Raw genomic sequence first — 24,953 nt, forward strand, 5'->3', positions numbered from 1 at the left:
CCGTACAGCTTCAATCTAAATTCATATACCAAAACGCTTGATTCAGTGTTTTTGCTAGTTCTCAGATTAAATATCTTCTTAACAATTATTTGTTAATTTAATACTTAATCGAGTTTGAACAATTTATTTCAGACTCAATTCTACTAATCTGTTAATGATTAACTACTGCCTCGTCAGCGAGTAGTAAACTGTGATAAATCACAGAAGTTAATAAACTCAAATCAAAATCTCTTTTGATTTATTTATACATTTATTAATTTCTATAATTTATTTAGCTTTAAATTAAATGTTTCCATTTAATTCGTGGTGGAGACTAGGAGAGTCGAACTCCTGACCTCCTGCGTGCAAAGCAGGCGCTCTACCAACTAAGCTAAGTCCCCAGCTTATCATCTTGAACGATATATCTTCTCATCTAGCAGCTTGTGACTATTCATCACTTCGTCAGTAGTGGTGGGTCTGACAAGACTTGAACTTGTGACCCCACGCTTATCAAGCGTGTGCTCTAACCAACTGAGCTACAGACCCTCAGATACATCTTCGAAGAACAACTTGTTGTGGATTCTTACCAGTCACCAATCTTTCGTTAAGGAGGTGATCCAGCCGCAGGTTCCCCTACGGCTACCTTGTTACGACTTCACCCCAGTCATCGGCCACACCGTGGTGAGCGTCCTCCCTAAGGTTAGACTACCCACTTCTGGTGCAACAAACTCCCATGGTGTGACGGGCGGTGTGTACAAGGCCCGGGAACGTATTCACCGCGGCATTCTGATCCGCGATTACTAGCGATTCCGACTTCATGGAGTCGAGTTGCAGACTCCAATCCGGACTACGATCGGCTTTTTGAGATTAGCATCCTATCGCTAGGTAGCAACCCTTTGTACCGACCATTGTAGCACGTGTGTAGCCCTGGCCGTAAGGGCCATGATGACTTGACGTCGTCCCCGCCTTCCTCCAGTTTGTCACTGGCAGTATCCTTAAAGTTCCCATCCGAAATGCTGGCAAGTAAGGAAAAGGGTTGCGCTCGTTGCGGGACTTAACCCAACATCTCACGACACGAGCTGACGACAGCCATGCAGCACCTGTATCTAGATTCCCGAAGGCACCAATCCATCTCTGGAAAGTTTCTAGTATGTCAAGGCCAGGTAAGGTTCTTCGCGTTGCATCGAATTAAACCACATGCTCCACCGCTTGTGCGGGCCCCCGTCAATTCATTTGAGTTTTAGTCTTGCGACCGTACTCCCCAGGCGGTCTACTTATCGCGTTAGCTGCGCCACTAAGTCCTCAAAGGACCCAACGGCTAGTAGACATCGTTTACGGCATGGACTACCAGGGTATCTAATCCTGTTTGCTCCCCATGCTTTCGTACCTCAGCGTCAGTATTAGGCCAGATGGCTGCCTTCGCCATCGGTATTCCTCCAGATCTCTACGCATTTCACCGCTACACCTGGAATTCTACCATCCTCTCCCATACTCTAGCCAAACAGTATCGTATGCAATTCCCAAGTTAAGCTCGGGGATTTCACATCCGACTTATTCAGCCGCCTACGCACGCTTTACGCCCAGTAAATCCGATTAACGCTCGCACCCTCTGTATTACCGCGGCTGCTGGCACAGAGTTAGCCGGTGCTTATTCTGCGGGTAACGTCCACTCATCAAGGGTATTATCCTCAAGAGCCTCCTCCCCGCTTAAAGTGCTTTACAACCAAAAGGCCTTCTTCACACACGCGGCATGGCTGGATCAGGGTTCCCCCCATTGTCCAATATTCCCCACTGCTGCCTCCCGTAGGAGTCTGGGCCGTGTCTCAGTCCCAGTGTGGCGGATCATCCTCTCAGACCCGCTACAGATCGTCGCCTTGGTAGGCCTTTACCCCACCAACTAGCTAATCCGACTTAGGCTCATCTATTAGCGCAAGGTCCGAAGATCCCCTGCTTTCCCCCGTAGGGCGTATGCGGTATTAGCATTCCTTTCGGAATGTTGTCCCCCACTAATAGGCAGATTCCTAAGCATTACTCACCCGTCCGCCGCTAGGATCAGTACCGAAGCACCTCACCCCGCTCGACTTGCATGTGTTAAGCCTGCCGCCAGCGTTCAATCTGAGCCATGATCAAACTCTTCAGTTAAAATCATTTTGCACCTTATTAAAGACAAGGTGCCAATTCTGGCTCATCAATTACTGACTTATATATTCGCTCAAATAAACTTCGAGAAATTTTAACCAATTAATCAATGATAATTTATCGATCGATCAACCAGTAAAAATCCACACAAGTTGTTCTTCTATTCTCTTAATGATCTTCTCGATGATTCGTCATCATCAAGCTAGGTCGGCTATGTTACCCTAAATCTCTTTAAAGTCAACTGATAATTTGGATTTTTTAAAACTTACCTTAACCTAAACAAACCTGACCAATCCAGCCTAGAATCTAGACCACTTTAATCAAATCCATGTTTATCAACAAGTTTTTATCCGCATCACCGCCGATGAGTGGGCATTCTACAGCATTCCCGAACCAATACAACCCCCTTTTTTATTATTTTCTTTTGCATGTTTCTTTTTTCTACAAAACTGATGTTTTCGTTGTTTTTATCATCTATTTATGTATAAAAAGCAGGCTCGTGACCTGCTTTTTATTATTTTCATTTGGATTTAATCAGTGAAAGTCACACGCGCAATCGCTTTTTTGCCTGACTGGATGATCAAAGTGACATTCTCTTTTACCGAGTAGCTCATATCCACCACATTCCAATCGACTTTAACGGCACCACGGCCAACTGCATCTTTCGCAGCCGCAGCATTTGGGTTTAGGCCTGCCACACGAAGAATGGTTGCAATGAACAATTCACCGCCAAACTCAGCACGGGAAATAGTCACTTCAGGCGTGTCTTCTGGTACTTCACCTTCAGTAACACGGTTGCCTGCACTCTTGTGTGCATTTTCTGCGGCTTCTGCATCATGGAAACGCTCCACCAGCTCAAGTGCCAAAATACGTTTGATCTCTTGTGGGTTACGGCCCTCAGCCATTTCATCCAGCAGGCCTTGAATTTCGTCCAGTGACTTAAAGCTGAGCAAGTCAAAGTAACGCTCAATCAGGCTATCTGGCATAGACAAGATTTTTTGGTACATCGCGCCTGGTGTGTCAAATACGCCAATATAGTTGCCTAAAGATTTAGACATCTTATTGACGCCATCTAAACCTTCAAGAATTGGCACAGTGATACATACTTGTGATTCCTGACCGTAGCGGCCCTGTAAAGTACGTCCCATCAGCAGGTTAAAGGTCTGGTCTGTACCACCCAGCTCGACATCCGCCTCAAGCGCAATCGAGTCATAACCCTGAACCAATGGGTAGAGGAACTCATGGATCGCAATCGGTTGGTGGTTGCTATAGCGCTTGGTAAAGTCATCACGCTCCAGCATACGTGAAACAGTTTGCTGACTTGCCAATTGAATCAGGTCAGCAGCTGATTTCTGGTTGAACCATTCCGAGTTAAAGACAACCTTGGTTTTATTTGGATCAAGAATTTTAAATACCTGTTCCTGATAGGTTTTGGCATTGGCTTCAACCTGTTCACGGGACAACGGCGGGCGCGTTGCACTCTTACCTGTTGGGTCGCCGATCATTGCGGTGTAGTCACCGATCAGGAAATAAACCTCATGTCCCAAATCCTGGAACGTTTTGAGTTTATTAATCAGGACCGTATGTCCCAAATGTAGGTCGGGAGCCGTTGGGTCAAAACCTGCTTTCACACGGAGGGGGCGATTTTCCTTGAGTTTTTTCAGTAAATCTTCTTCAGAAATAATTTCGTGCGTGCCTCGTTGAATGAGAGCAAGCTGTTCTTCGGCGGGCAAGAAATTTGACATCACAAAACCTAAACACATCAGTTATTCAATTTGTGCGATATACTAACATTTTTTCAGCGTGTTGCAGGGAGAAGTTGCGGTGAACGCAATCTATATTGGTGTAATGACAGGCACAAGCATGGATGGTGTGGATATTGTCGCAGCTTCATTTGGGCCGCTCACGCTACACGCCACGCTGACTGTGCCTTTTGAACCTGAGCTACGTGATGAGCTGATGGCACTGACCTTGCCTGATGACAATGAAATTGACCGCATGGGCAAGGCGGATGTGGCTCTGGCGCAAATGATTGGTCAGGGTATCAATGAACTGATTGAAAAGAATAATTTAGACCGCACTCAAATTAAGGCCATCGGTTCACATGGGCAAACCATTCGCCACCGCCCTGAACATGGCTTTACCCTGCAAATTGGTGATCCCAACATCATCACTGAGATCACGCAACTTCCTGTCGTTTCTGATTTCCGTCGTCGTGATATGGCGGCAGGTGGACAGGGTGCGCCTTTGGTTCCCGCATTCCATCAGGCACTGTTTCAGCATGACAGTATCCATCGGGTGATTTTGAATCTGGGTGGGATAGCCAATGTCAGTATGTTGCCCGCCAACAACCTAAACGGCGTCTATGGCTTTGATACAGGCCCAGCCAATATCTTGATGGATGCATGGTGTCATCGTCATACGGGGCATCCGTATGATGAAAATGGTGACTGGGCAGCCTATGGCAATCCGATCCGTTCATTGCTGGATCGCCTACAAACCCACGAGTTCTTTACCAAAGAACCCCCGAAAAGTACGGGACGGGAAGATTTTAACCTAGAATGGCTGGATGAACAGCTGAGCGACTGGCGTAATGGCCTTGACTATGATGAGCTGGAAGATACACCTGAGAATGTGCAGGCCACATTGATGAAACTAACAACGCGGGCGATTAAGAAAGCCATCTACCGCAGCAAGGAGCTGATGCCTACAGGTGAAATCTATGTCTGCGGTGGCGGAGCCTACAACTCACATTTACTGGAACAGTTACGCTGGCGTTTACGCAAGCATAATTGGTCTGTACAAACCACTGATGCTTTAGGGCTGGCACCAACCTGGGTGGAGGCAACTGCTTTTGCATGGTTGGCCATGCGCTTTGTTCAGCAACTCAGTGGCAATTTACCCGCTGTTACAGGCGCGTCAGGTGATCGTATCCTGGGAACTATCACCGCTGTTTAAGGCCAAAGCAATAAAAAAGGCTTCTCAATTTTGAGAAGCCTTTTTATATTTATATTCTATTAAATCGAGAAAGATGAACCACAGCCACAGGTCGTGGTGGCATTCGGGTTTTGAACCACAAAACGAGAACCTTCCAATCCTTCAAGATAGTCAACCACTGACCCCACCAGATACTGATAGCTCAAGGAGTCAACCAACATTTTTACATCACCATTGCTGAATTCAGCATCATCTTCATTGACACTTTCAGCAAAATTAAAGCCATAAGAGAATCCAGAACATCCACCACCCGTGACATAAACACGCAACATGAGATCGTTATTCCCCTCACTCTCGCGTAATTGGCGAACTTTTTTGGCAGCATTATCTGACAATTCAAGAGCTTGGGCGTTCATGATGATGTTCCTCAGACTTCAATATGTCTTTAAAAAAAATAAAAGACCCGATATTCAGTATAGCATACTCAATATCGGGTCTGTATTTGAAGTTTAAAGGGCGTTTAAAGACTTTTTACAAGATTATTTATAGTTTTCATCTTGTAGCGCACACTCAAAGTTCTTGGCATCCTCACGACAGCGGAATTGCCATAACAATTTCATCATACGCTTGTCATAAATGCCTTTTGCAGTCAGGTTGATACGTGCTTCACGCATCAGCTTTTGATAGCCAGGCTTGTCAGCCGCAGGAACTTCCATCCAGTATTTTTGTGGAATATCCGCTTTCATCTTGCCAAGAATGCCAAAAGCACGTGGTAACTGCGCCTTTACCCATTCCCTTGATTTTTGTCCAAAACCCTCTGGGAATTTCTCAGGATGGATAATCAGGTTACCCGTCACCTGCAAGATTGGGTAATTTACAATTGCACCCTTGGTGCCCAAGCCCTTGTAAAGTTCTAAAGGCTTAAATGCTGCTGCTGGTGCACCAATGATATCGACCTGACCATTGTTGAATTTCGCACCAAAGTTGGTGATGTCAGAACTGACCGCCTGGGCACCCACCTGAGAAGCCATAATTTTTTGTGCTTCATCATAGTCCAGAACAGCGATTTTCTTACCTGCCGCTTTGGCAACAGTGTTGATATTGCGGTCATTGACCAGCAGATAGGCATCACCAATCGGGATCACGCCTACAACTTCATACTTACCATTCACCATGGCCTTGGCAAATGTTGGGCTTGCCAATCCCTGCATCACTTTTACCGCAAGCTTCAGGTCTGTGATCGCACCAATCGCATCCAATGAGCCTGTAAACTGGTTAAACTGGCGACCACGCATGCCTGTGATACTGACCCCATCACATTTACCTGCCTTGAAATCTTCCGCTATCACCGCTTCATTGGTCCCCACTTTCAACTCAATATCCGCACCCCAGGTTTTTGCGGCAAGCTGATAGTCTTTCATCAGTGCATAGACATCGCCACTTTTACCGACAATGTCAAATACACAAATGGTCTGTTGTGCCTGAGCGCCCGCAGATACCGCAGCAATACCTGTCGCCAGTAGTAGTGTTTTAAACCATTGCATCTTATTTTTTCCTTTGCATCTATGGTGATTGTTGTTACATCCAAAACTAAAAAGTTGCGTTATATCTTTCCAATATCTTCAAATGAACAATAGATTTGAAATCAACCATCATTCCTCCTAATGGTTTCAATATATTCTTAAATCCTCAAGATTCCATTTGATTTCTTATGTCTCTCTATAATCATAATCTTAGCAGCTAAAGACAATGACTTAAATGACAATGCTTAAAAAACAAAAAGCCTAGATAAATCTAGGCTTTAAGTGTTTGCTTTAGCAATTGCTGATTATTCACCTGGTAAAGCACATTCAAAGTTCGCCTTGTCTACTGAACAACGAGCTTTCTTCAATACAGACATCATGCCTGCATCGTAAATACCACGTTTAGTTAAGTCCATACGACCATCACGCAACAATTTTTGGTATTTTAAAGTGTCTTCAGCACTTAGGTTCATTTTGTATTTCGCTGGAATCTCAGCTTCGTAACGCTTGATCATTGCAAAACTCTTAGGCAAGGATTTTACAAAGTAATCACGAGATTTTTGACCAAAACCTGCTGGGAACTTCTCTGGACGAATAATAAGATCCGCAGTCACCTGTAGTACTGGGAAGTTAAACATCGCACCATTTGCACCCAAACCTTTGCTTAATTCCAATGGCTTGTATGCATAAGCAGGCGCACCCACCATGTCTACCTGACCGTTGTTGAATTTAGCGGCAAAGTTAGAGATGTCAGACAGTACAGCCTGAGCGCCTACACGCTGAACCATGATTTTTTGTGCATCATCATAACCCAATACCGCGAATTTTTTACCCGCTGCCTTTTCAATTGAGTTAATGCTCTTGTCACGTACAAAAATGTAAGCAGCACCTAGTGGAGAGATACCCGCAACTTCGTATTTGTTACCACCAAGATTAGTGGTCATTTTTGCTGCATTACGTGCATCCAGTACATAGGTAATTGCACGCTGAGCTGTTTCATTGCTTGGCGCACCGCCCAATGAGTCAACAGAACCAGCAAATTTGTTGTACGGACGGGCGCGCATTGCTGTCATTGCCACAGCATCACATTTACCCGCTTTAAAGTTGTTGTCTGCAACCTGTTCATCGGTAATCGCCTGAAGGTTAACATCAGCACCCCAGCTTTTTGCGGCCAGTGCCCAGTCCTGCATCATTTTGTATGATTCACCTGACTTTCCTAATAAGTCGAATACACACACATCAATTGCCGCCTGAGTTGAGGCAGATACACCTAAGATTGAAGTTGTTGCAATAGCCAATGCAATTTTTTTCATATTTTTCATCCTTTCACAAACTTTATGTTTGTCTCCTTGTTCGAAGCAAATATTAATCATGTTTCTTGGAAAAAAATAGAGCTTGTACTCTATTTTTATATCAATATTGTTGATTTTTTGTCCTGTTTTATCTCATTCGCTTATTTTCATAGGCAAATTTGTTATAAACAGCACAATTTGTTTATAAACGGGTTTATTTGAGGCAGCACAATGGCCTTATTCACCGCTGAGTGAACACTCAAAATTGGTCCGTTCCACCGTACAACGCGCACGCTTCAGCACGTTCATCATGCTGGCATCGTACACTCCCTGTCTAGTCAAATTCATGCGTCCATCACGCAGTAGTTTCTGGTAGCGGATTTTGTCTTCATTGGACAGTGTGATTCTTCTCGCATCCATGCCAGCCTCTAGACGCTGTACCGTTGCAAAGTTGCCTGGTAATTTGTTGATGAACCATTGACGTGACTGTGTACCAAAATTTGCAGGGAATTTTCCAGGCTTGATAATTAAATCACCAGTAATGTTGACGACTGGAAAATTGAACAATGCCCCATTTGCCAAACCCTTGCTAATTTCCAAAGGTTTGTAGGCATAGGCAGGAGCGGCGATCACATCGACCTGACCACTGTTAAACTTCTTCACAAAATCTGAGATGTCGGAAGGTACGGCAACCAGGTCGATGCTTTCAACAATCGCCTTTTGTGCCTGGTCATAATGGAGGTACGCGAATTTTTTGCCTTTGGCTTTTTCAATGGTGTCAATATTTTTGTCCCGAACAAAAATATAAGCCAGTCCAACCTGAATAATCCCTGCAACTTCGTGTTTCTCACCACCGACTGACGCAGTTAAACGGTGTTTATTGCGATTATCCAACACAAAGGTAATGGCTTTTTGGGCAATGGCATTACTGGTGACCGCACCAACCGCATCAATTGAACCAGCAAACTTGTTGTATTTACGGGCGCGCATGGAAGTCATATAGACACCGTCACACTTGCCTGCATCAAAATCCTGTTCAGCCTTTTCCTCATCCTGATAGGGAATTAGCTCGACATCGCCCTGCCAGTTTTTGGCGGCCAGTTTCCATTCCTCGATCAGTTTGTAAGACTCCCCCGCCTTTCCCAACAAATCGAATACGCAAATTTCTTGTTTTGCCTGTACAGGAGTGGTCATGACAAATAGAGTCGCAGCACTCAATGCCAAAAGTCCTTTTTTCATCTTGTTTTCCCTTATTTGCTGTTTTTGCATATTTTTCCACCAGCGAGAGACAAATATAGTCAGATTTTGACTAAAAGCCTAGTCCTTTTATTTACATACGTCGGGTTTTACTGATTTTTAATAGCACTCATCACATTTTATTCCTTGATGAAATATCTATTTCCAATGCCTGATCATTTTTCCAAATCACCATGCAATTCAACTTTGATTAAGATTTTATTCCCCTCCCAACGAACATTCAAAACTGGTCCGTTCCACAGTGCAGCGGGCACGTTTCAGTACACTCATCATGATTGGGTCATAAATCCCCTGTTTGGTCAGGCTAATTCGTCCATCACGTAACAGTTTTTGATGACGAACCAGCTCTTCCTTGGGATAACTGACTTTGTATTTTGCTGGAATGTCTTCTTCAAGACGTTTCACCATCGCAAAGCTTTTCGGTAACTGCTGTATGAACCATTGACGTGATTGGACGCCAAAATTGGCAGGGAATTTTCCAGGACGAATAATCAGGTCACCTGTAATGTTGACCACAGGGAAAAGATACATTGCGCCACCATTTTCAATGCCTTTCTCAATTTCAAGTGGTTTAAAGGCATAGGCAGGTGCTGCAATCGCATCGACCTGATTACTGTTAAATTTCTTCACAAAATTTGAAATTTCAGAGGGAATTGCGATCATTTCCAAACTATTGATCACTTCTTTTTGTGCCTCGTCATATTGCAGATAGGCAAACTTTTTTCCCTTGAATTTTTCGATTGTATTCATGTTTTTGTCATGCACAAAAACATAGGCCAGACCAAACTGTAAGATTCCCGCAACTTCGTAGTTTTGTCCATCCACTATGGTAGATAGACGAGATTTATTGCGTTTATCCAGTGCAAAGTGAATTGCCTTTTGCGCCACATGGTTACTGGTCACACCACCAATCGCGTCAATCGAACCTGCAAAACGGTTGTATTTACGGGCACGCATGGAGGTCATATACACGCCGTCACATTTCCCTGCCTCAAAGTCACTTTGGGCCTTGGCCTCATCCTGATAAGGAATCAAACGAATATCAGCCTGCCAGTTTTTTGCCGTAATTGCCCAGTCCTCGGTGATTTTAAAAGCATCTCCAGCTTTACCCAACAGGTCAAAAACACAAATATTCTGTTTTGCCTGGGTTTGCCCCGCAACACTGAGCAATATTGCGGTAGCCAAAGCGAATAATCCTTTATTCATTTCATTCCCCTATAAAATTATTGAATACTCAACAACTTAAAATCTATTCACCACCCAGTGAGCATTCAAAGCTGGTTCGTTCCACCGTACAGCGGGCACGCTTGAGTACACTCATCATGACGGGGTCGTAAACGCCCTGTTTGGTCAGGTTAATTCGCCCCTCGCGCAGAATTTTCTGATAGCGTACCTCATCCTCTTTCGGCAACTGCACGATGTATTTTGCGGGAATTCCAGCCTCAAGTCGCTTCACCATGGTAAAGCTCTTTGGAACCTGTTTTACAAACCATTCCCGTGACTGCACACCAAAATTTTTTGGAAACTTTTCAGGACGAATAATCAGGTCACCCGTAATGTTGACCACAGGAAACGTAAACATCGCGCCACTCTTGGCAATGCCTTTCTCAATTTCCAAAGGACGGTAGGCGTAAGCAGGAGAGGCAATCACATCGACCTGACCAGTGTTAAACTTCTTCACAAAATCTGAAATCTCTGAAGGCACCGAGACCATTTCCAGACTGTCCACAATGGTTTTCTGGGCAATGTCATATTGTAAATATGCAAACTTCTTGCCCTTGGCTTTCTCAATTGTATTTACATTTTTGTCGCGCACAAAGACATAGGCCAGACCAAACTGCAAAATCCCTGCAACCTCGTAGTTTTCTCCCTCAACCGTTGCCAGCAAACGGCGCTTGTTACGCTTGTCCAAAGCGAAGCTGATGGCTTTCTGGGCCACATGGTTACTGGTGACACCGCCAATCGCGTCAATCGAACCCGCAAAACGGTTGTATTTACGGGCGCGCATGGAGGTCATATACACCGCATCGCAGAGACCTGCCTCAAAATCATTCTGGGCCTTGGCCTCATCCTGATAGGGAATCAGGCGTATATCTGCCTGCCAATCCTTTGCTGTGACAGCCCATTCCTCAGTCACCTTGAATGTCTCACCAGCCTTGCCCAGCAAATCAAAAACACATACTTTTTGCTTTGCCTGAGTTTGCCCTGCAACACTCAACAACGCCACGGCAGCCAAAGCAAACAACCCCTTATTCATTTCATTTCCCTATAAAAATTATCAAACGCACAAAAAAACTTAAAAAATCTATTCACCACCAAGGGTACATTCAAAATTGGTCCGATCCACCGTACAGCGCGCACGCTTGAGTACATTCATCATGGTGGCGTCATAAATGCCACGTGAGGTCAAGCCAATACGTGCCTCACGCAGGATTTGCTGATAACGTGTCCTGTCCTCATTGCTCAGATTCATTTTATATTTGGCGGGTAATTCCGCTTCAATCCGCTGAATCAGGGCAAAGTTGGTATTGAGGCGGTTAATGAACCAGGCCCTCGAATGTTGGCCAAAACCACTGGAGAATTTTTCTGGCCGAATGATCAGGTCCATGGTCATATTCACCGCTGGAAACTGAATGATTGCCCCGTCATTTCCCAGCCCCTTATATAATTCCAGTGGCTTGTAGGCATAAGCAGGTGCCGCCATAATGTCGGCCTCACCACTGTTAAACTTTTTGGCAATATCCGAAATATCGGAAAGGACCGCTTGCCCACCCAGGCTTTTTACGACGATCTTTTGTGCCTCGTCATAAGCCAGTACCGCAAATTTTTTACCCTTGATCTGCTCAATGGTGTTCATGTTTTTATCTTTTACAAAGATATAAGCCAGACCAATCTGTGAAATACCTGCAACCTCATAGGATTGCTTGCCAATACGGCTGTTTAGACGGCGCTGGTTACGCCTGTCTAACGCGAAACTAATCGCCTTTTGGGCAATCGCATAGCTGGGAACCGCACCGATTGCATCCACTGATCCCGCAAATTTGTTATAACTCCGCGCCCGCATGGAGGTCATGTACACGCCATCGCATTTGCCCTGCTCAAAATCATTCTGGGCCTGGGCCTCATTCTGGTAACTCAGTAAAGTGATGTCACTGTGCCATGTTTTGGCAGCCAGAGCCCATTCCTCCATTGCCTTATAGGCCTCGCCAGATTTTCCCAACAAGTCAAAAACACAAATTTTAGCGTCTGCGCTGGCCTGCATACTTGCCCCCAGCATCAGCATTGCCCCCACGGCAAGAATCCCTTTCCTCATCCCTAATCCTGTCACTATACTTCTAATCTTGTTGCTTATTTTTTCATTAAAACTAAATAATAATCTGATTTCCATCACAAAAATAGAGTAAAAACTCTATTTTTACTGATTGAATTGCTGGATTCAATCGAATTGATCTTTAGGGCAGATGCATTGCTGTATTTATATTTCATACCAAACCCAACGAAGTTTGAGGCCAGAATGCAATTTATGAATGAATATTGAATGGCTGCCAGATAAAAATTTGCTTTCATGCACGTTCACCTTAAAATGCAGCCAACTATTTGTAATTTTGCATGCTCATGATCCAGTTTGACCAAGTTTCATTACGCCGTGGTGGGCGAGTCCTCTTTCAGAAAGCATCGATGCAGCTCCATCCTGGCTGGAAAATTGGCCTTACAGGTGTGAATGGTGCGGGTAAATCGACCTTGTTTGCCGCACTTTTGGGTGACCTTGTTGCAGATGAAGGCAACCTAAGCCGTCCCGCTGTCTGGACAGTGGCGCATATGGCACAGGAAATTAAGGCACTGGAAATGCCTGCACTGGACTTTGTGCTGTCAGGGGATGAGGAATATTGGCAGATTCAGGAAAAACTGGCACACCCTGAACAGCTCAGCAATGATGATTTGGCAAAACTACATGGCCGTTTTGATGAGATTCACGGCTATGCCGCACCTGCCAAGGCTGCCCAGCTTATGGCGGGTCTGGGTTTTCTGGACCATCAAATCCGTTTAAATGTGGCAAGCTTCTCAGGTGGCTGGCGTATGCGCCTCAATCTGGCACGCACGCTGATGAGCCGCTCAGACCTACTGTTGCTGGATGAACCCACCAACCATTTGGATCTGGATGCAATTCTGTGGCTGGAAGACTGGCTTAAAGCCTATGAGGGCACGCTGGTGTTGATTTCACATGACCGTGACTTCCTTGATGCCATTACCGACCATATCCTGCACATCGAAAATCAGGAACTCATGCTCTATACAGGCAACTACTCCACCTTTGAAACCACCCGTAGCGAACGCTTGGCACAACAGCAACAGGCGTTTGAGAAACAACAGGAAACCCGTGCACATCTACAAAAATTTATTGACCGCTTTAAAGCAAAAGCCACCAAAGCCCGTCAGGCACAAAGTCGTATTAAACAGCTAGAGCGCATGCAACAGCTTGCGCCTGCGCATGTGGACACGCCATTTACCTTTAGCTTCCGTGAACCCAGCAAAATGAGTTCACCGCTGTTAAGTCTGGATATGGCGACAATTGGCTATGGCGATAAAATCATTGCGGAAAAAATCCGCCTGCAAATCACGCCAAGTTCACGCATTGGCTTGTTGGGGATGAATGGTGCAGGTAAATCAACCCTGATCAAAACATTGGTGGGTGATTTACCGCTCTTGGCAGGCGAGCGCAAAGCCTCGGAACTCTTGAACATCGGTTATTTTGCCCAGCATCAAATGGATGCACTGGATGCCAATGCCAGCCCAATGCTGCAACTGGCCCGCATTGCAGATAAACAAATCAGTGAAGCTTCCTTGCGCGCCTTTCTGGGTGGGTTTGGTTTTAGTGGTGAACGTATGGACACCCCATGCGAGAGCTTTTCAGGTGGTGAGCGCGCACGTCTGGCATTGGCCCTAATCGTATGGCAACGCCCAAATGTATTGATTCTGGACGAACCCACCAACCATCTGGACCTGGATATGCGTCATGCCCTGAGTATGGCATTACAGGATTTTGAAGGTGCTGTGGTTCTGGTCTCGCATGAACGCCAACTGATTGCCAGCGTCTGCGATGACTTACTGTTGGTTCATGCAGGCAAATGCACAGAGTTTGAGGGCGATTTACAGGATTATGCGAAATGGTTGCGTGAAGCGCGCCAACAGCAGATCAACGCTCAAAATGCCCTACAGCAACAAAGCAGCAATGCACCCACCCCAAGTGCAAAAGTGGATAAGGAAGCCCAGCGAAAAGAGGCTGCCCGTCGCCGTGAACTGACCCGCCCGATTCGCAAGAACATCGAAAAGGTTGAGGCACAGATTGACAAGGTTCAACCGCGTTTAGCTGAGATTGAACAGGCTTTGGCGGATAGTGCCCTGTATGAAGCGAATCGAAAAGATGACTTGATCAAACTCATGAATGAGCAAAATGATTTAAAGGCAAAACTAGAACAATTCGAAGAACAGCTTTTGGAGTTAATGATGGAGCTGGAGGAACTGGAAAGTTCATTCGAAACCTAAAAGCTAAAAAAATATCAACCTAACTGGTCAACATCGTCTGGTTAGGTTGAGGCTACTTAAATACCAATAAAGATGTCATGAAACAACAAAAAAATTAGGCTAAGCTAAAGTTGTAATTTTCCCAGAAAATTGAGCTTTGGGTTCAGGCCCGTTATACTCGACGAGTATCATTTTAAAGTTGAAACTTTCTAATGAAACCAGAGAGTTAAATTTATTTTAATTTTTTGTACCCCATGTTTGGTTGGTACGTTATTTTGGATCGAACAAACTGCATGAGTTCTTTCGACTTTATTTTTAATTTTGAACATTTCCTTCCCATCCTGATTCAGGAATATGGTTTATGGATTTATGCCATCCTGTTCCTGATTATTTTTTTAGAAACAGCTTTTGTGTTTATGTTCTTTTTGCCAGGCGACAGCCTGTTGCTGACCGTAGGTGCCTTGTGCTCCATGATCGAGATCATGCATCTTGGTTATATGATCAGCTTGCTTTTTGTTGCCGCAACCCTGGGTTATATGGTCAATTACCATATTGGCCGTCATTTTGGTGACCGTATCTTTAATATGGAATCACGTTTTATCAAACAGGAATATCTGGTAAAGACCAACACGTTTTTCCTGCGTCACGGTGGCAAAACCATTCTGCTTGCACGTTTTATTCCCTTTGCCCGCTCCTTTGCACCTCTGGCGGCAGGTTCCAGCAACATGAAGTACTTAAGCTTCTGTCTGTATAATATTTTAGGTGCGTTACTTTGGATTAGTTTATTACTCAGTGCAGGCTACATATTCGGCCATGCAATTATTCAGGTCAGTGATCTGGTCGATAATTAAATCTAGTTTTTATAGAACTGATTTCATCAACCAATCTTGGACAAAAAATGTCTGTCACGCTGGAATTTTTAGTTTGCAAAACAAATAAACAGATGTTCCACGTGAAACAAAATATTAAAATAATAATGCAAATAATTATCACTTAAATTAATATCTAAACAAATATCCCTCTTAGGAAAACCAATGATTATTTTCATTGGATAACGTGCTATGCGCCAAAGCTTATCTTCCGTTAAAAAAACCAATTCACGCTGGTTCCGTCTCAATCTATGGATTCACCGCTGGGTCAGTCTTGTGGTGGTGATTCCGTTCGCAATCCTGTCAATTACAGGTGTGATTCTTATTTTCCATGAAGAAATTGATCACGCACTTGGGGTGGAACCCACTGCCCTAAGCTCATCCCAGCAACGCCCATTGGCAGATTCAATCGCAACTGCACAAAAAACCTACCCCAATGAACAGGTCATCAGTACAGGCTATGATCCAGAACACCACCCTGGGGTACTGCTGATTGGCATGGCAAAGCCGAATCAAGGTTTTGAACAGGCACGCTGGCTGTTTGCGGATATTGGTTCTGCAAGCCTGATCCAGAAACCGAATGAACGCGATACCCTGACGGGTTTCCTGCTTGAACTACATGCCAACTGGTTTTTGGGATTTATTGGACAACTGATTGGTGCGCTGATTGCATTTTTAGTGTTGCTATCCCTGATCTCAGGTTTGGTGGTGTACGCACCCTATGTCAAAAAATTCCTGTTTGGCATTATCCGTATCGGAAGAGGCCAGCGCCTACTGCAACTGGATTTACATAACCTGATTGGCTCGGCAGTGTTGGGCTGGGCCCTGGTGGTGACATTTACGGGATTCCTGTTAGGTTTTGGAACGGTGGCGATTGGCGTGTGGCAAATCACGGAACTTAAAGCACTGCAAGAAAAGTATCAGCATGCCACTGTCATCAATCCAAGGCTTGATCTTGATACGATCTATGCCTCGGCACAAAAGGGGGAATCTGGCTGGCATCCAACCAGTGTCTTTTATCCTAAAACAGAATATTCAACCCAAGGCCACTACATGGTGCTGTTACAGGGAAATGAGGGCCTGAATGAAAAAATGCTGAAAGTTGCCTTGGTCAATGCAGAAACGGGCAAGGTTGATACGGTGGAAGAACTGCCAACCTATCTCAAGGCCATTTTACTGTCACAGCCTCTCCATTTTGGTAATTATGGTGGTATGCCCCTTAAAATCCTCTGGACCTTGTGTACCCTGCTAACACTGTTTATCACGCTGAATGGTGCATGGTTATGGTGGGCAAAGCGTCAACAAAAGGGCTTAAAAGGAGTAGGCAATGCAACTGTGGAATAAACTCAGCACCTTATGGTTGCTTGCACTATGCAGTATTTCAGGGATTGTCGGGATGCTGTTGATGGATGGTTTAGCCGATTTTATTTTTCTAGTGGTGACGCTTTTTCCCATTTTGATTGCGATATGGCGAGCCTATGTTCTGCAAAGAGATAAAAAATAAGCCACAAACCTTTCAATAATTTCCAATAAAGCAGAAGACTTAAAGGCGGGGCTAATCATTTTAGCCCCGCCTTTAAAATAAATTTGAAAAATGCCTAACTTAGTTAAGCATCAATATCGGCATTCAATGCATTTTCCTCAATGAATGCACGACGTGGTTCCACGTCATCACCCATGAGACATGAGAACATACGGTCCGCCTCAATCGCATCATCAATGGTGACCTGCAACATATTGCGGTTTTCAGGGTCCATCGTGGTTTCCCAAAGCTGCTCGGCATTCATCTCACCCAGACCTTTATAGCGCTGGATCATCATGCCACGGCGTGAGTCCTGCAAAATATGCTGCCATACCTGATGGAAACTGTTGACCTGAATACGGCGCTCACCTTTTTGCAGGTAAGCCCCCTCTTCAAGCAGCTTGAACCAGCTCTTGGCATTTTTCAGCAAACGTGCATATTCAGCAGAATTGAGCAGACCTGCATCCAGCAAATAGGCATGTGGCAAGTTATGCACGTATACCGTGACACGCGGCCAGTAGTGTGCCGATTTTTCACCCAAGGAGTTTTCACGTTCAAAAGACTCCAGTGAAATTTCAGGACGTAGGCTAGGCTGTAGTTTTTCAATAGCCACACGCAATTGCTCAGCCCATGATTCCACATAGTCACGCTCATGGTTGTGGTCAGCCTTAAATGCCTCCAGCTCAAGCAGGCCATCCAGCAGGCTCGCAGGATAACGCTGGGTGAGGCGCTGTAAGCTCTTCTGTGACACCTGATAATCCGCAATCACACTCGCCAATGCCGCACCTGTAATTGCAGGTGCTTCCGCACTGATATGTAACGCCAACTCATCAATCGCATTGGAGATCAAAAACTCTTCCAGTGCATCATTGTCCTTGATGTACTGTTCGTGCTTGCCTTTCTTCAATTTGTACAGCGGTGGCTGGGCAATATAGATATAACCACGCTCAACCAGTTCTGGCATTTGACGGAAGAAGAACGTCAGCAACAAGGTACGGATATGTGAACCATCCACGTCCGCATCGGTCATGATGATGATTTTATGATAACGTAACTTATCTGGATTATATTCTTCGCGCCCAATACCACAGCCTAAAGCCGTGATCAGGGTGCCAACTTCCTGACTGGAAATCATCTTATCAAAGCGGGCACGCTCAACGTTGAGGATTTTACCTTTCAACGGCAAAATCGCCTGCATCTTACGGTTACGGCCCTGCTTGGCACTACCGCCCGCAGAGTCACCCTCGACTAGATACAGTTCAGACAAGGCTGGATCTTTTTCCTGACAGTCCGCCAATTTGCCAGGCAAACCCGCAATGTCCAGCGCACTCTTACGACGGGTCATTTCACGGGCCTTACGCGCCGCATCACGAGCACGCGCCGCATCAATAATTTTGCCTGCAATTGATTTAGCCGCCTGTGGATTTTCCAGCAAATACGCTGAAAATTCCTTATTCATGGCCTGCTCCACCGCAGGTTTAACTTCACTCGACACCAGTTTTTCCTTGGTCTGTGAAGAGAATTTTGGATCAGGCACCTTCACCGAAATAATCGCGGTTAAGCCTTCACGGGCATCATCACCTGTCACGGCAACCTTTTCTTTTTTCAGCAGGTTTTCATTTTCCATGTAGCTGTTTAAGCCACGAGTAAGCGCCGCACGGAAACCAGCAAGGTGTGTACCACCATCTTTCTGTGGAATGTTGTTGGTAAAGCAGCGTACATTTTCTTGATAGCTGTCATTCCACTGCAAGGCAACTTCGACGGTAATCCCATTTTCAGCATCGGCCGTGAAATGGAAAATATCATTGAGATGGGTCTTGCCTTCGTTGATGTACTTAACGAACTCTGAAAGGCCACCCTCATAATCATAGACGTGTTCGAGGTTAATCCGTTCATCACGCAATACAATACGCACGCCAGCATTCAGGAATGAAAGCTCCCTTAAACGACGTGCCAGAATATCAACATTGAAAATGGTCTGGCTGAAAGTCAGCTCACTTGGCCAGAAACGTACTATTGTTCCTGTTTTATCTGTTTCCCCCACCACCTTTAACGGATATTGTGAATCACCATGCTGGTATTCCTGTTCATGTATTTGACCCGCACGATAAATCGTCAACTGTAGTTTTTTCGACAAGGCGTTTACAACCGATACACCCACACCATGCAAGCCACCCGACACCTTATAGCTGTTGTCATCGAACTTACCGCCCGCATGCAGGATGGTCAGGATCACTTCTGCCGCGGATACACCCTCTTCAGGATGTATGTCGGTTGGGATACCACGTCCATTATCCGACACGCTGACCGATTCATCCTCATGGATGGTCACCAAAATCTCGTCACAATGACCCGCCAGGGCTTCATCAATGGCGTTGTCCACCACCTCAAACACCATATGGTGCAGACCAGTACCATCATCGGTGTCACCGATATACATCCCAGGACGTTTACGAACCGCATCTAATCCACGTAATACTTTAATACTAGAGGAATCATAAGCCTTTTCATTTGTTTGTTCTGTTTGAGAGACTGATTGAGACTCTGAACTCATGGTTACTCCCTAGTAATATTGATCTATTTGAAGATGAGAAAATAAAATTATGGTGCAGCAAGACTGACTTGACCGTGAACAACATGGAACAATTGAAAAGGAATCGACAAATCATGTAAGTGTTTTAATACCGACGCATGGTCCAGGGTGGTCATAAAAACCTGACTTCCCAGCTGACTCAGTCGCTCAATTAAACGCTGTTGTGCGGTTACATCCAACTCTGCTGTCAGATCATCCAATAATACCACAGTTTCCTTGTTGCTCGCATGCAGCATTGCAATTTGTGACAGTTTTAATGCCATGATTAACAACTTTTTTTGCCCACGGGACAACACATCCGCAGCATCACTGCGCAGGGCATCGCCACCCGTTTTTAAACGCAGGTCGGCACGGTGTGGACCATACTCGGTATAGCGCCGTTCCAGGTCTTTTTGATGCTGCTGCACCAAATCCTGTAGCAGTCCCTGCTCGGTATGAAAACCTGGATTGTACTCCAGCAAAATCTCCAGATCAGGCAACAACTGTTTTAAATCTTCCTGAAAAAAATGGTTCCATTGCTCCACAATGCTGACCCGTTGTGAATGCAGAATTTCACCATAGTCGCTCAGCATCTTGTTCCATGGTTCCAAATCAGCCAAGGTCAAGTTACGCCGTGACTTGAGCAGGCTGTTCCGCTGCTTTAATGCACGTGAATAATATTGCCAGGCAAAATAGAACTCAGGTTCCACGTGGAACATCAACCAGTCCAGCAGTTGCCGCCTTGGTTTAGCCCCATGATCAATAATATCGGTACTTTGTGGGTCAATATGCTGCAAAGGCAGCAGTTTTGCCAACTGCCCCTGCGTGGCAATGGTATCACCATTGACCTTGATCAACTGCTCACCAGAAGCCAGCTTTTGCATGCCAATCCGTTCACTGGCGGATTGGGCAAATACAAGCGCATCATCTGCATTGTACTGAATGTAATGTTTCGGTATATGGGTACGGAATGATCGGCCTGTCGCCAATAAATGAATGGCTTCCAGAACTGAGGTCTTTCCAGAACCATTCGCCCCGTAAAAAATATTAAACGGTTGCAACTCGCTGAGTGCAACCGCCTTTAAATTACGTACACGCTCAATGTTCAAACGCGTGATTTGCATGTTTTAAAACTCAAACCATCAATGGCAATTAAACCCGCATCGGCATTACGACATAGGTTTGGTCTGGATGGGCTGGGTCTTGCACCAGCACCGACTGATTGGCTTCGGTCATACTCATTTTTACATCATCACCATCCAGCACACTCAGGACATCCAGGATATATTGTGCATTAAATGACATTTCCAGCGGCGCATCCTGATATTGAATGACCAAATCTTCACTGGCCTCATCCTGCTCAGGGTTATTGGCACGCAACTGCAAGGTATCCTGGCTAAAATTCAGGAAAACCCCTCGCAGTTTCTCATTACTCAGAATCGCCACACGTTGCAGTGACTGTTTAAACACATCATGGGCAATCAGCACATGCTTATCACCACCTCGTGGAATCACACGGCGATAATCTGGGAACTTGCCATCAATCAGCTTGGTGGTAAAACGAACAGTGATATCACCCTGCTCCTTATCACGGCTTGGTGTATTGATGGTGACGTTCAACAATTCACGACCAATCAACAAGGTCAGCTGCTCATCCTCAATGCTAAGTAAACGCTGTAATTCACCAACCGCCTTGCGTGGCACAATGGCTTGAATTGATGCAGATGCTGTCGATGAAGCCGACACTTCACACAATGCCAAACGATGTCCATCGGTTGTGACTGTACGCAATTGATTTTGATCAATTTCCAACAATGTACCTGTCAGATAGAAACGAACATCCTGAACCGCCATGGCGAAAGAGGTTTTTTCAAACAATCTTTTTAATTCACGCTGTGTGACCTGCACCTGTGTACCCTGACTATTTTCAGTCGTCAGTAATGGATAATCCTCGGCAGGAAGCGTACCCAGAACAAAGCGGCTATTGCCTGATTTCAGGATACAACGCTGGTCTTCAGTAATTTGTAGGTCAATCAAGGCTGCTGTAGGTAGGGATTTACAAATTTCGACCAGTTTACGTGCTGGAACAGTCGTTTCGCCAGCCTGCAAACAGGCACCCTCAGCCAGCGTGGTGCTTGCCACCAGTTCAACCTCCAGATCAGAACCCGTAATGGTTAAAGCCTGTTGAGTGGTTTGAATTTTGACATTGGAAAGAATATTCAAGGTGTGACGGCGTTCAACCGCCCCCACCACATGCGATAAAACATTGAGTAAACTTTCTTTAGCGATTTTCAAACGCACGATTTATTCCTCTTACAACAGAAGCCGATATGAATGTTAGCAGTGTACTATGCTGCACTTAAAAGCAGTTTGCAACTCTGAAAAATGAATTAACTTTGTAAAAGACGCAGCAGGTTTTTATAGTCTTCATTAAAAATTGGGTCTTCCTCACGCAGGCTGGCCACTTTTTCACAGGCATGCATCACGGTACTGTGGTCACGTCCACCAAATGCCATGCCAATCTCAGGGAAACTATCCCCTGTCAATTCACGCGCCAGCCCCATTGCCAGCTGGCGTGGGCGTGCATAAATACGGGTACGTTTTGGTCCCACCAGTTCCTTGAGCGGAATACGGAAATATTCACTGACCACACGCTGAATGTTTTCCACACTGATGGTACGGGCACGAATTGCCAACACATCCTTCAAGGACTCACGCACCACATCCAGGTCAATGGCTGTCCCCTTGAAACGGGAAATGGCCACCACCTTATTCAGTGCCCCCTCAAGCTCACGTACGTTGGCAACCACTTGCTGGGCAATAAACAGGGCACAGTTGCGGGGTAAATCCACACCACTGTTTTCAGCTTTTTTCAATAGAATTTCAATACGGGTTTCAATATCGGGTGGTTCAACTCCCACCGACAATCCCCATGAAAAACGGGACACCAAACGCGGATCCAGTTCCGTGAGTTCTTTTGGATAACGGTCTGAGGTTAAAATAATTTGTTTAGATTCATCCAACAACGCATTGAATGTATAGAAGAATTCAACAAGACTGGCTTCTTTTCCTGCGAGTAAATGAATATCATCGACCAATAACAAATCTAAAGAGCGACAATTTTTCTTAAATTCTTCAACCTTACCTTTTTGTAGTGAACTGACAAAGTCCTGTACAAAACTTTCCGAGGTCATATACATGACACGGGCATTTGGCTTGGCTTGCAAAAGTGCATTACCCACCGCCTGCATCAAGTGGGTTTTCCCTAGGCCTGTTGGACCATATAAAAATAAAGGGTTGTGCTGAGACGCACCAAGCTGGGTCAAAACCTTGCGGCAGGTTTCCGCAGCCATCTGGTTGGAACGCCCCTCCACAAACAATGAAAAAGTGAATTGCGGGTTGAGCTGTCTTTTCTTTGATATTTTCGCAGTATTTTGACTTGGCTGGACCAAATCAGGTTCTTTCTTGATACGTGTTGGAGTGATCTGGGTATTTAAAGCGGCAGTCGTGGTTGCTGGCTGCTCACTGGAAGACAAAATGGTACCAGGACGGGAATCAACCAATATCTCAACCTGACGAACCCGCCCTTCAGACAACTGTTCCGCCAAAATTGAAATGAGTTCCAGATGATTGTCTTGAATATAGCGTGTCCAATAAGGGTTGGGTGCATATAAACGCATTACCCCATCCACTTCTTCAGCAACCAAGGGACGAATCCACATCGCAAAGACGTTATCAGAGAGCTCTTGTCGCAAGCGAGTTAAGCAGTCTGTCCAGAGCATGTGCATCCCCTATCTATCCATTTTAAATTCAAAAATAAAAACCGTTACCCTCATCTCTCAAAGGGGTCGCCATTCTAACCAAGTTATCCACATCTGTCAGGACCATTTATTAGACTTTCGCTGAAAAAGACAGCACTCGTTTATAAATTTAAATTCAAAACTGCATGTGTATAACTTTTTGCACAAGCTGTGGATAGTTTTAAGCTCAAAGTTATCCACAAACCATAAAGTTGATAAAAACATGCTTATCCACAACATAAATTTATGTTTATCCATAAAAAAACATCAATTTCCACAGAATAAATCCACACTAATAAGAATAAATTTAAATTTTAAAATTTGAATTTACTTATAGAGTTGACCTGAATTGTGGATAACTGAGCATATCGAAATTTAAATTCAAAATCCAAGAATTAAATTTAAATTAGGAAGTGGATTGTTGATAAGGCTGTTTGTAAGCTGTGAATATAAACGAATACTGATATAATTTAAACAGATAGCTTGTGTATATTTTTTGTTTTCAATAAAAGCATGTAACTGCATGCAGGTTTATTGCTTCAAAACAGAACAAACAAAATGTAAAGTTTTCGATTTTTCATTGACAGCGTAAACATTGCACAATAAAATCGCGGACCTTTATAGAAAGATCATTTTGGAGTTTCGAAATGAAACGTACTTTCCAACCATCTGAATTAAAGCGTAAACGCGTTCATGGTTTCCGCGCTCGTATGGCTACTAAAGCAGGTCGTCAGGTTTTAGCTCGTCGTCGTGCAAAAGGTCGTCATAGCTTAACCGTTTAATACTGTTAAGCTGACCAGACTTGGGTGATGTCACTTTACAGTTTCGGCACTGAATCCCGTATTCGCTGTGCTGCAGATTATAAAAGTGTGTTTGATGGTGCGCTTTTTAAAGTGCATCAGCCCCATTTCCTTTTTTTAGCAAAATTAACCGAACAGCCAAAAAGCCGTTTGGGTATTGTTGTTGCCAAAAAAAAGGTGCGTCGTGCTCATGAAAGAAATCGGGTAAAACGTCTTGCTCGGGAGAGCTTCCGTGTACATCAGGCACAATTTAATGCTGATATCGATATTGTGGTGATGCCAAAGATGGGCATAGAGGCAATTAGCAATCAAGAATTATATCAACAATTGGATTTTGCCTGGCAAAAATTAAAACGCTTAGCCAAGAAGCATTCCAAAGTCGTTGTGACACCCCTCCAGAATTAGAGACCGCCAATGGTAAGTTTACTGCATTGGTTGATCAGATGTTACCAAATTGCAATTAGTCCATTATTAGGTCCTCGTTGTCGCTATATTCCCACGTGCTCACAGTATGCGATTGAAGCATTGCAGACACATGGTGCGGTCAAGGGCGTATGGCTGTCGACTCAGCGGATTTGCCGTTGTCATCCCTGGGGTGGTTCAGGCTATGATCCCGTACCGCGCAAATCACTTCGTTTTATTTCGTTTCATCAAATAGATTCTCAAAAGCATCACGTTGCTGTACCCTTTCGTGATCGTTTATTCAAGCAAAATCTCTCTAACCATTTGGGATAATAGAT

20 protein-coding genes, 2 tRNA genes and 1 rRNA gene are annotated in these 24,953 nt (G+C 44.8%); 8 read left to right on the forward strand and 15 right to left on the reverse strand.

Annotated features, from left to right (window positions below; genetic code table 11):
* Positions 1 to 304: 304 nt before the first annotated feature.
* The 4 genes from QLH32_RS10720 to tyrS all read right to left on the reverse strand — a co-directional run bounded on the left by QLH32_RS10720 (position 305) and on the right by tyrS (position 3,881).
* Positions 305 to 380 (reverse strand) — tRNA-Ala (locus tag QLH32_RS10720).
* 68 nt (positions 381 to 448) lie between these two features.
* Positions 449 to 525 (reverse strand) — tRNA-Ile (locus tag QLH32_RS10725).
* Positions 526 to 584: 59 nt separating this feature from the next.
* Positions 585 to 2,121, reverse strand: a 16S ribosomal RNA gene (locus tag QLH32_RS10730).
* Between the two features lie 527 nt (positions 2,122 to 2,648).
* Positions 2,649 to 3,881 (reverse strand): tyrosine--tRNA ligase, encoded by a 1,233-nt coding sequence (gene tyrS / locus QLH32_RS10735; protein WP_283266220.1) that lies wholly within the window; start codon positions 3,879 to 3,881, stop codon positions 2,649 to 2,651.
* Positions 3,882 to 3,942: 61 nt separating this feature from the next.
* Here tyrS and QLH32_RS10740 point away from each other — a divergent pair, with 61 nt between their 5' ends.
* Positions 3,943 to 5,076 (forward strand): anhydro-N-acetylmuramic acid kinase, encoded by a 1,134-nt coding sequence (locus QLH32_RS10740; RefSeq protein WP_283266221.1) that lies wholly within the window; start codon positions 3,943 to 3,945, stop codon positions 5,074 to 5,076.
* 59 nt (positions 5,077 to 5,135) lie between these two features.
* On the opposite strand, the gene erpA is transcribed toward QLH32_RS10740, so the two are convergent.
* The 7 genes from erpA to QLH32_RS10775 form a co-directional block, all read right to left on the reverse strand.
* Positions 5,136 to 5,471, reverse strand: coding sequence for an iron-sulfur cluster insertion protein ErpA (erpA, locus tag QLH32_RS10745; RefSeq protein ID WP_004675453.1), 336 nt, complete (start codon positions 5,469 to 5,471; stop codon positions 5,136 to 5,138).
* Positions 5,472 to 5,594: 123 nt separating this feature from the next.
* Positions 5,595 to 6,599, reverse strand: coding sequence for a putative solute-binding protein (locus tag QLH32_RS10750; protein WP_279960774.1), 1,005 nt, complete (start codon positions 6,597 to 6,599; stop codon positions 5,595 to 5,597).
* Between the two features lie 284 nt (positions 6,600 to 6,883).
* Positions 6,884 to 7,891 carry a putative solute-binding protein gene (locus tag QLH32_RS10755; RefSeq protein ID WP_283266222.1) on the reverse strand — a complete coding sequence of 336 codons (1,008 nt, stop codon included), beginning with the start codon at positions 7,889 to 7,891 and terminating at the stop codon, positions 6,884 to 6,886.
* A gap of 216 nt (positions 7,892 to 8,107) precedes the next feature.
* Positions 8,108 to 9,109 (reverse strand): putative solute-binding protein, encoded by a 1,002-nt coding sequence (locus QLH32_RS10760; RefSeq protein ID WP_267982112.1) that lies wholly within the window; start codon positions 9,107 to 9,109, stop codon positions 8,108 to 8,110.
* A gap of 216 nt (positions 9,110 to 9,325) precedes the next feature.
* On the reverse strand, positions 9,326 to 10,333 hold the full coding sequence (locus QLH32_RS10765) for a putative solute-binding protein (RefSeq protein WP_283266223.1): 1,008 nt from the start codon (positions 10,331 to 10,333) through the stop codon (positions 9,326 to 9,328).
* Positions 10,334 to 10,376: 43 nt separating this feature from the next.
* The gene (locus QLH32_RS10770) at positions 10,377 to 11,384 is read right to left on the reverse strand and encodes a putative solute-binding protein (RefSeq protein WP_283266224.1); all 1,008 of its coding nucleotides are present in this window, start codon (positions 11,382 to 11,384) and stop codon (positions 10,377 to 10,379) included.
* 48 nt (positions 11,385 to 11,432) lie between these two features.
* Entirely contained in the window at positions 11,433 to 12,440 is a 1,008-nt protein-coding gene (locus tag QLH32_RS10775; protein ID WP_283266225.1) for a putative solute-binding protein, read from the reverse strand.
* Between the two features lie 302 nt (positions 12,441 to 12,742).
* Between QLH32_RS10775 and QLH32_RS10780 the strand changes: the two genes are divergently transcribed.
* From QLH32_RS10780 to QLH32_RS10795, 4 genes are all read left to right on the forward strand, one after another.
* Positions 12,743 to 14,671: an ATP-binding cassette domain-containing protein gene (locus QLH32_RS10780; RefSeq protein ID WP_283269326.1), complete on the forward strand. Its 1,929-nt coding sequence runs from the start codon at positions 12,743 to 12,745 to the stop codon at positions 14,669 to 14,671.
* Positions 14,672 to 14,943: 272 nt separating this feature from the next.
* On the forward strand, positions 14,944 to 15,501 hold the full coding sequence (locus tag QLH32_RS10785; protein WP_267982116.1) for a VTT domain-containing protein: 558 nt from the start codon (positions 14,944 to 14,946) through the stop codon (positions 15,499 to 15,501).
* Positions 15,502 to 15,711: 210 nt separating this feature from the next.
* Complete coding sequence (locus tag QLH32_RS10790) at positions 15,712 to 16,863, forward strand: PepSY-associated TM helix domain-containing protein (RefSeq protein ID WP_283266226.1); 1,152 nt, start codon at positions 15,712 to 15,714, stop codon at positions 16,861 to 16,863.
* Entirely contained in the window at positions 16,847 to 17,023 is a 177-nt protein-coding gene (locus QLH32_RS10795; RefSeq protein WP_283266227.1) for a hypothetical protein, read from the forward strand. Before QLH32_RS10790 ends, QLH32_RS10795 begins: the two co-directional genes overlap by 17 nt.
* A 103-nt stretch (positions 17,024 to 17,126) precedes the next feature.
* Here the strand turns inward: QLH32_RS10795 and gyrB are convergent, their stop codons facing one another.
* The 4 genes from gyrB to dnaA form a co-directional block, all read right to left on the reverse strand.
* On the reverse strand, positions 17,127 to 19,595 hold the full coding sequence (gene gyrB / locus QLH32_RS10800; protein WP_283266228.1) for a DNA topoisomerase (ATP-hydrolyzing) subunit B: 2,469 nt from the start codon (positions 19,593 to 19,595) through the stop codon (positions 17,127 to 17,129).
* A gap of 47 nt (positions 19,596 to 19,642) precedes the next feature.
* Entirely contained in the window at positions 19,643 to 20,737 is a 1,095-nt protein-coding gene (gene recF, locus QLH32_RS10805; protein WP_283266229.1) for a DNA replication/repair protein RecF, read from the reverse strand.
* A 28-nt stretch (positions 20,738 to 20,765) separates the two neighbouring features.
* Positions 20,766 to 21,914 (reverse strand): DNA polymerase III subunit beta, encoded by a 1,149-nt coding sequence (gene dnaN, locus QLH32_RS10810; protein ID WP_283266230.1) that lies wholly within the window; start codon positions 21,912 to 21,914, stop codon positions 20,766 to 20,768.
* Positions 21,915 to 22,003: 89 nt separating this feature from the next.
* Positions 22,004 to 23,395, reverse strand: a complete 1,392-nt coding sequence (gene dnaA / locus QLH32_RS10815; RefSeq protein ID WP_267982122.1) for a chromosomal replication initiator protein DnaA — start codon at positions 23,393 to 23,395, stop codon at positions 22,004 to 22,006.
* A gap of 665 nt (positions 23,396 to 24,060) precedes the next feature.
* Here dnaA and rpmH point away from each other — a divergent pair.
* From rpmH to yidD, 3 genes are read left to right on the forward strand one after another with little or no spacing between them, the layout of a single operon-like run.
* Positions 24,061 to 24,195, forward strand: coding sequence for a 50S ribosomal protein L34 (gene rpmH, locus QLH32_RS10820; protein ID WP_000831329.1), 135 nt, complete (start codon positions 24,061 to 24,063; stop codon positions 24,193 to 24,195).
* A gap of 27 nt (positions 24,196 to 24,222) precedes the next feature.
* Positions 24,223 to 24,618: a ribonuclease P protein component gene (gene rnpA / locus QLH32_RS10825; RefSeq protein ID WP_283266231.1), complete on the forward strand. Its 396-nt coding sequence runs from the start codon at positions 24,223 to 24,225 to the stop codon at positions 24,616 to 24,618.
* 9 nt (positions 24,619 to 24,627) lie between these two features.
* Positions 24,628 to 24,948, forward strand: coding sequence for a membrane protein insertion efficiency factor YidD (gene yidD / locus QLH32_RS10830; protein ID WP_283266232.1), 321 nt, complete (start codon positions 24,628 to 24,630; stop codon positions 24,946 to 24,948).
* The last annotated feature ends 5 nt before the right edge of the window (positions 24,949 to 24,953 follow it).

The sequence above is a fragment of the Acinetobacter corruptisaponis genome (genome assembly GCF_030053775.1).
GTDB lineage: Bacteria > Pseudomonadota > Gammaproteobacteria > Pseudomonadales > Moraxellaceae > Acinetobacter > Acinetobacter corruptisaponis.

Bases quoted from the DNA above. Each gene is read 5' to 3' on its own strand.
- tyrS (WP_283266220.1), bottom strand. From the start codon at position 3,881: ATGTGTTTAGGTTTTGTGATGTCAAATTTCTTGCCCGCCGAAGAACAG.
- erpA (WP_004675453.1), bottom strand. From the start codon at position 5,471: ATGAACGCCCAAGCTCTTGAATTGTCAGATAATGCTGCCAAAAAAGTT.
- QLH32_RS10750 (WP_279960774.1), bottom strand. From the start codon at position 6,599: ATGCAATGGTTTAAAACACTACTACTGGCGACAGGTATTGCTGCGGTA.
- QLH32_RS10755 (WP_283266222.1), bottom strand. From the start codon at position 7,891: ATGAAAAAAATTGCATTGGCTATTGCAACAACTTCAATCTTAGGTGTA.
- QLH32_RS10760 (WP_267982112.1), bottom strand. From the start codon at position 9,109: ATGAAAAAAGGACTTTTGGCATTGAGTGCTGCGACTCTATTTGTCATG.
- QLH32_RS10765 (WP_283266223.1), bottom strand. From the start codon at position 10,333: ATGAATAAAGGATTATTCGCTTTGGCTACCGCAATATTGCTCAGTGTT.
- QLH32_RS10770 (WP_283266224.1), bottom strand. From the start codon at position 11,384: ATGAATAAGGGGTTGTTTGCTTTGGCTGCCGTGGCGTTGTTGAGTGTT.
- QLH32_RS10775 (WP_283266225.1), bottom strand. From the start codon at position 12,440: ATGAGGAAAGGGATTCTTGCCGTGGGGGCAATGCTGATGCTGGGGGCA.
- QLH32_RS10780 (WP_283269326.1), top strand. From the start codon at position 12,743: ATGATCCAGTTTGACCAAGTTTCATTACGCCGTGGTGGGCGAGTCCTC.
- QLH32_RS10785 (WP_267982116.1), top strand. From the start codon at position 14,944: ATGAGTTCTTTCGACTTTATTTTTAATTTTGAACATTTCCTTCCCATC.
- QLH32_RS10790 (WP_283266226.1), top strand. From the start codon at position 15,712: ATGCGCCAAAGCTTATCTTCCGTTAAAAAAACCAATTCACGCTGGTTC.
- QLH32_RS10795 (WP_283266227.1), top strand. From the start codon at position 16,847: ATGCAACTGTGGAATAAACTCAGCACCTTATGGTTGCTTGCACTATGC.
- gyrB (WP_283266228.1), bottom strand. From the start codon at position 19,595: ATGAGTTCAGAGTCTCAATCAGTCTCTCAAACAGAACAAACAAATGAA.
- recF (WP_283266229.1), bottom strand. From the start codon at position 20,737: ATGCAAATCACGCGTTTGAACATTGAGCGTGTACGTAATTTAAAGGCG.
- dnaA (WP_267982122.1), bottom strand. From the start codon at position 23,395: ATGCTCTGGACAGACTGCTTAACTCGCTTGCGACAAGAGCTCTCTGAT.
- rpmH (WP_000831329.1), top strand. From the start codon at position 24,061: ATGAAACGTACTTTCCAACCATCTGAATTAAAGCGTAAACGCGTTCAT.
- rnpA (WP_283266231.1), top strand. From the start codon at position 24,223: ATGTCACTTTACAGTTTCGGCACTGAATCCCGTATTCGCTGTGCTGCA.
- yidD (WP_283266232.1), top strand. From the start codon at position 24,628: ATGGTAAGTTTACTGCATTGGTTGATCAGATGTTACCAAATTGCAATT.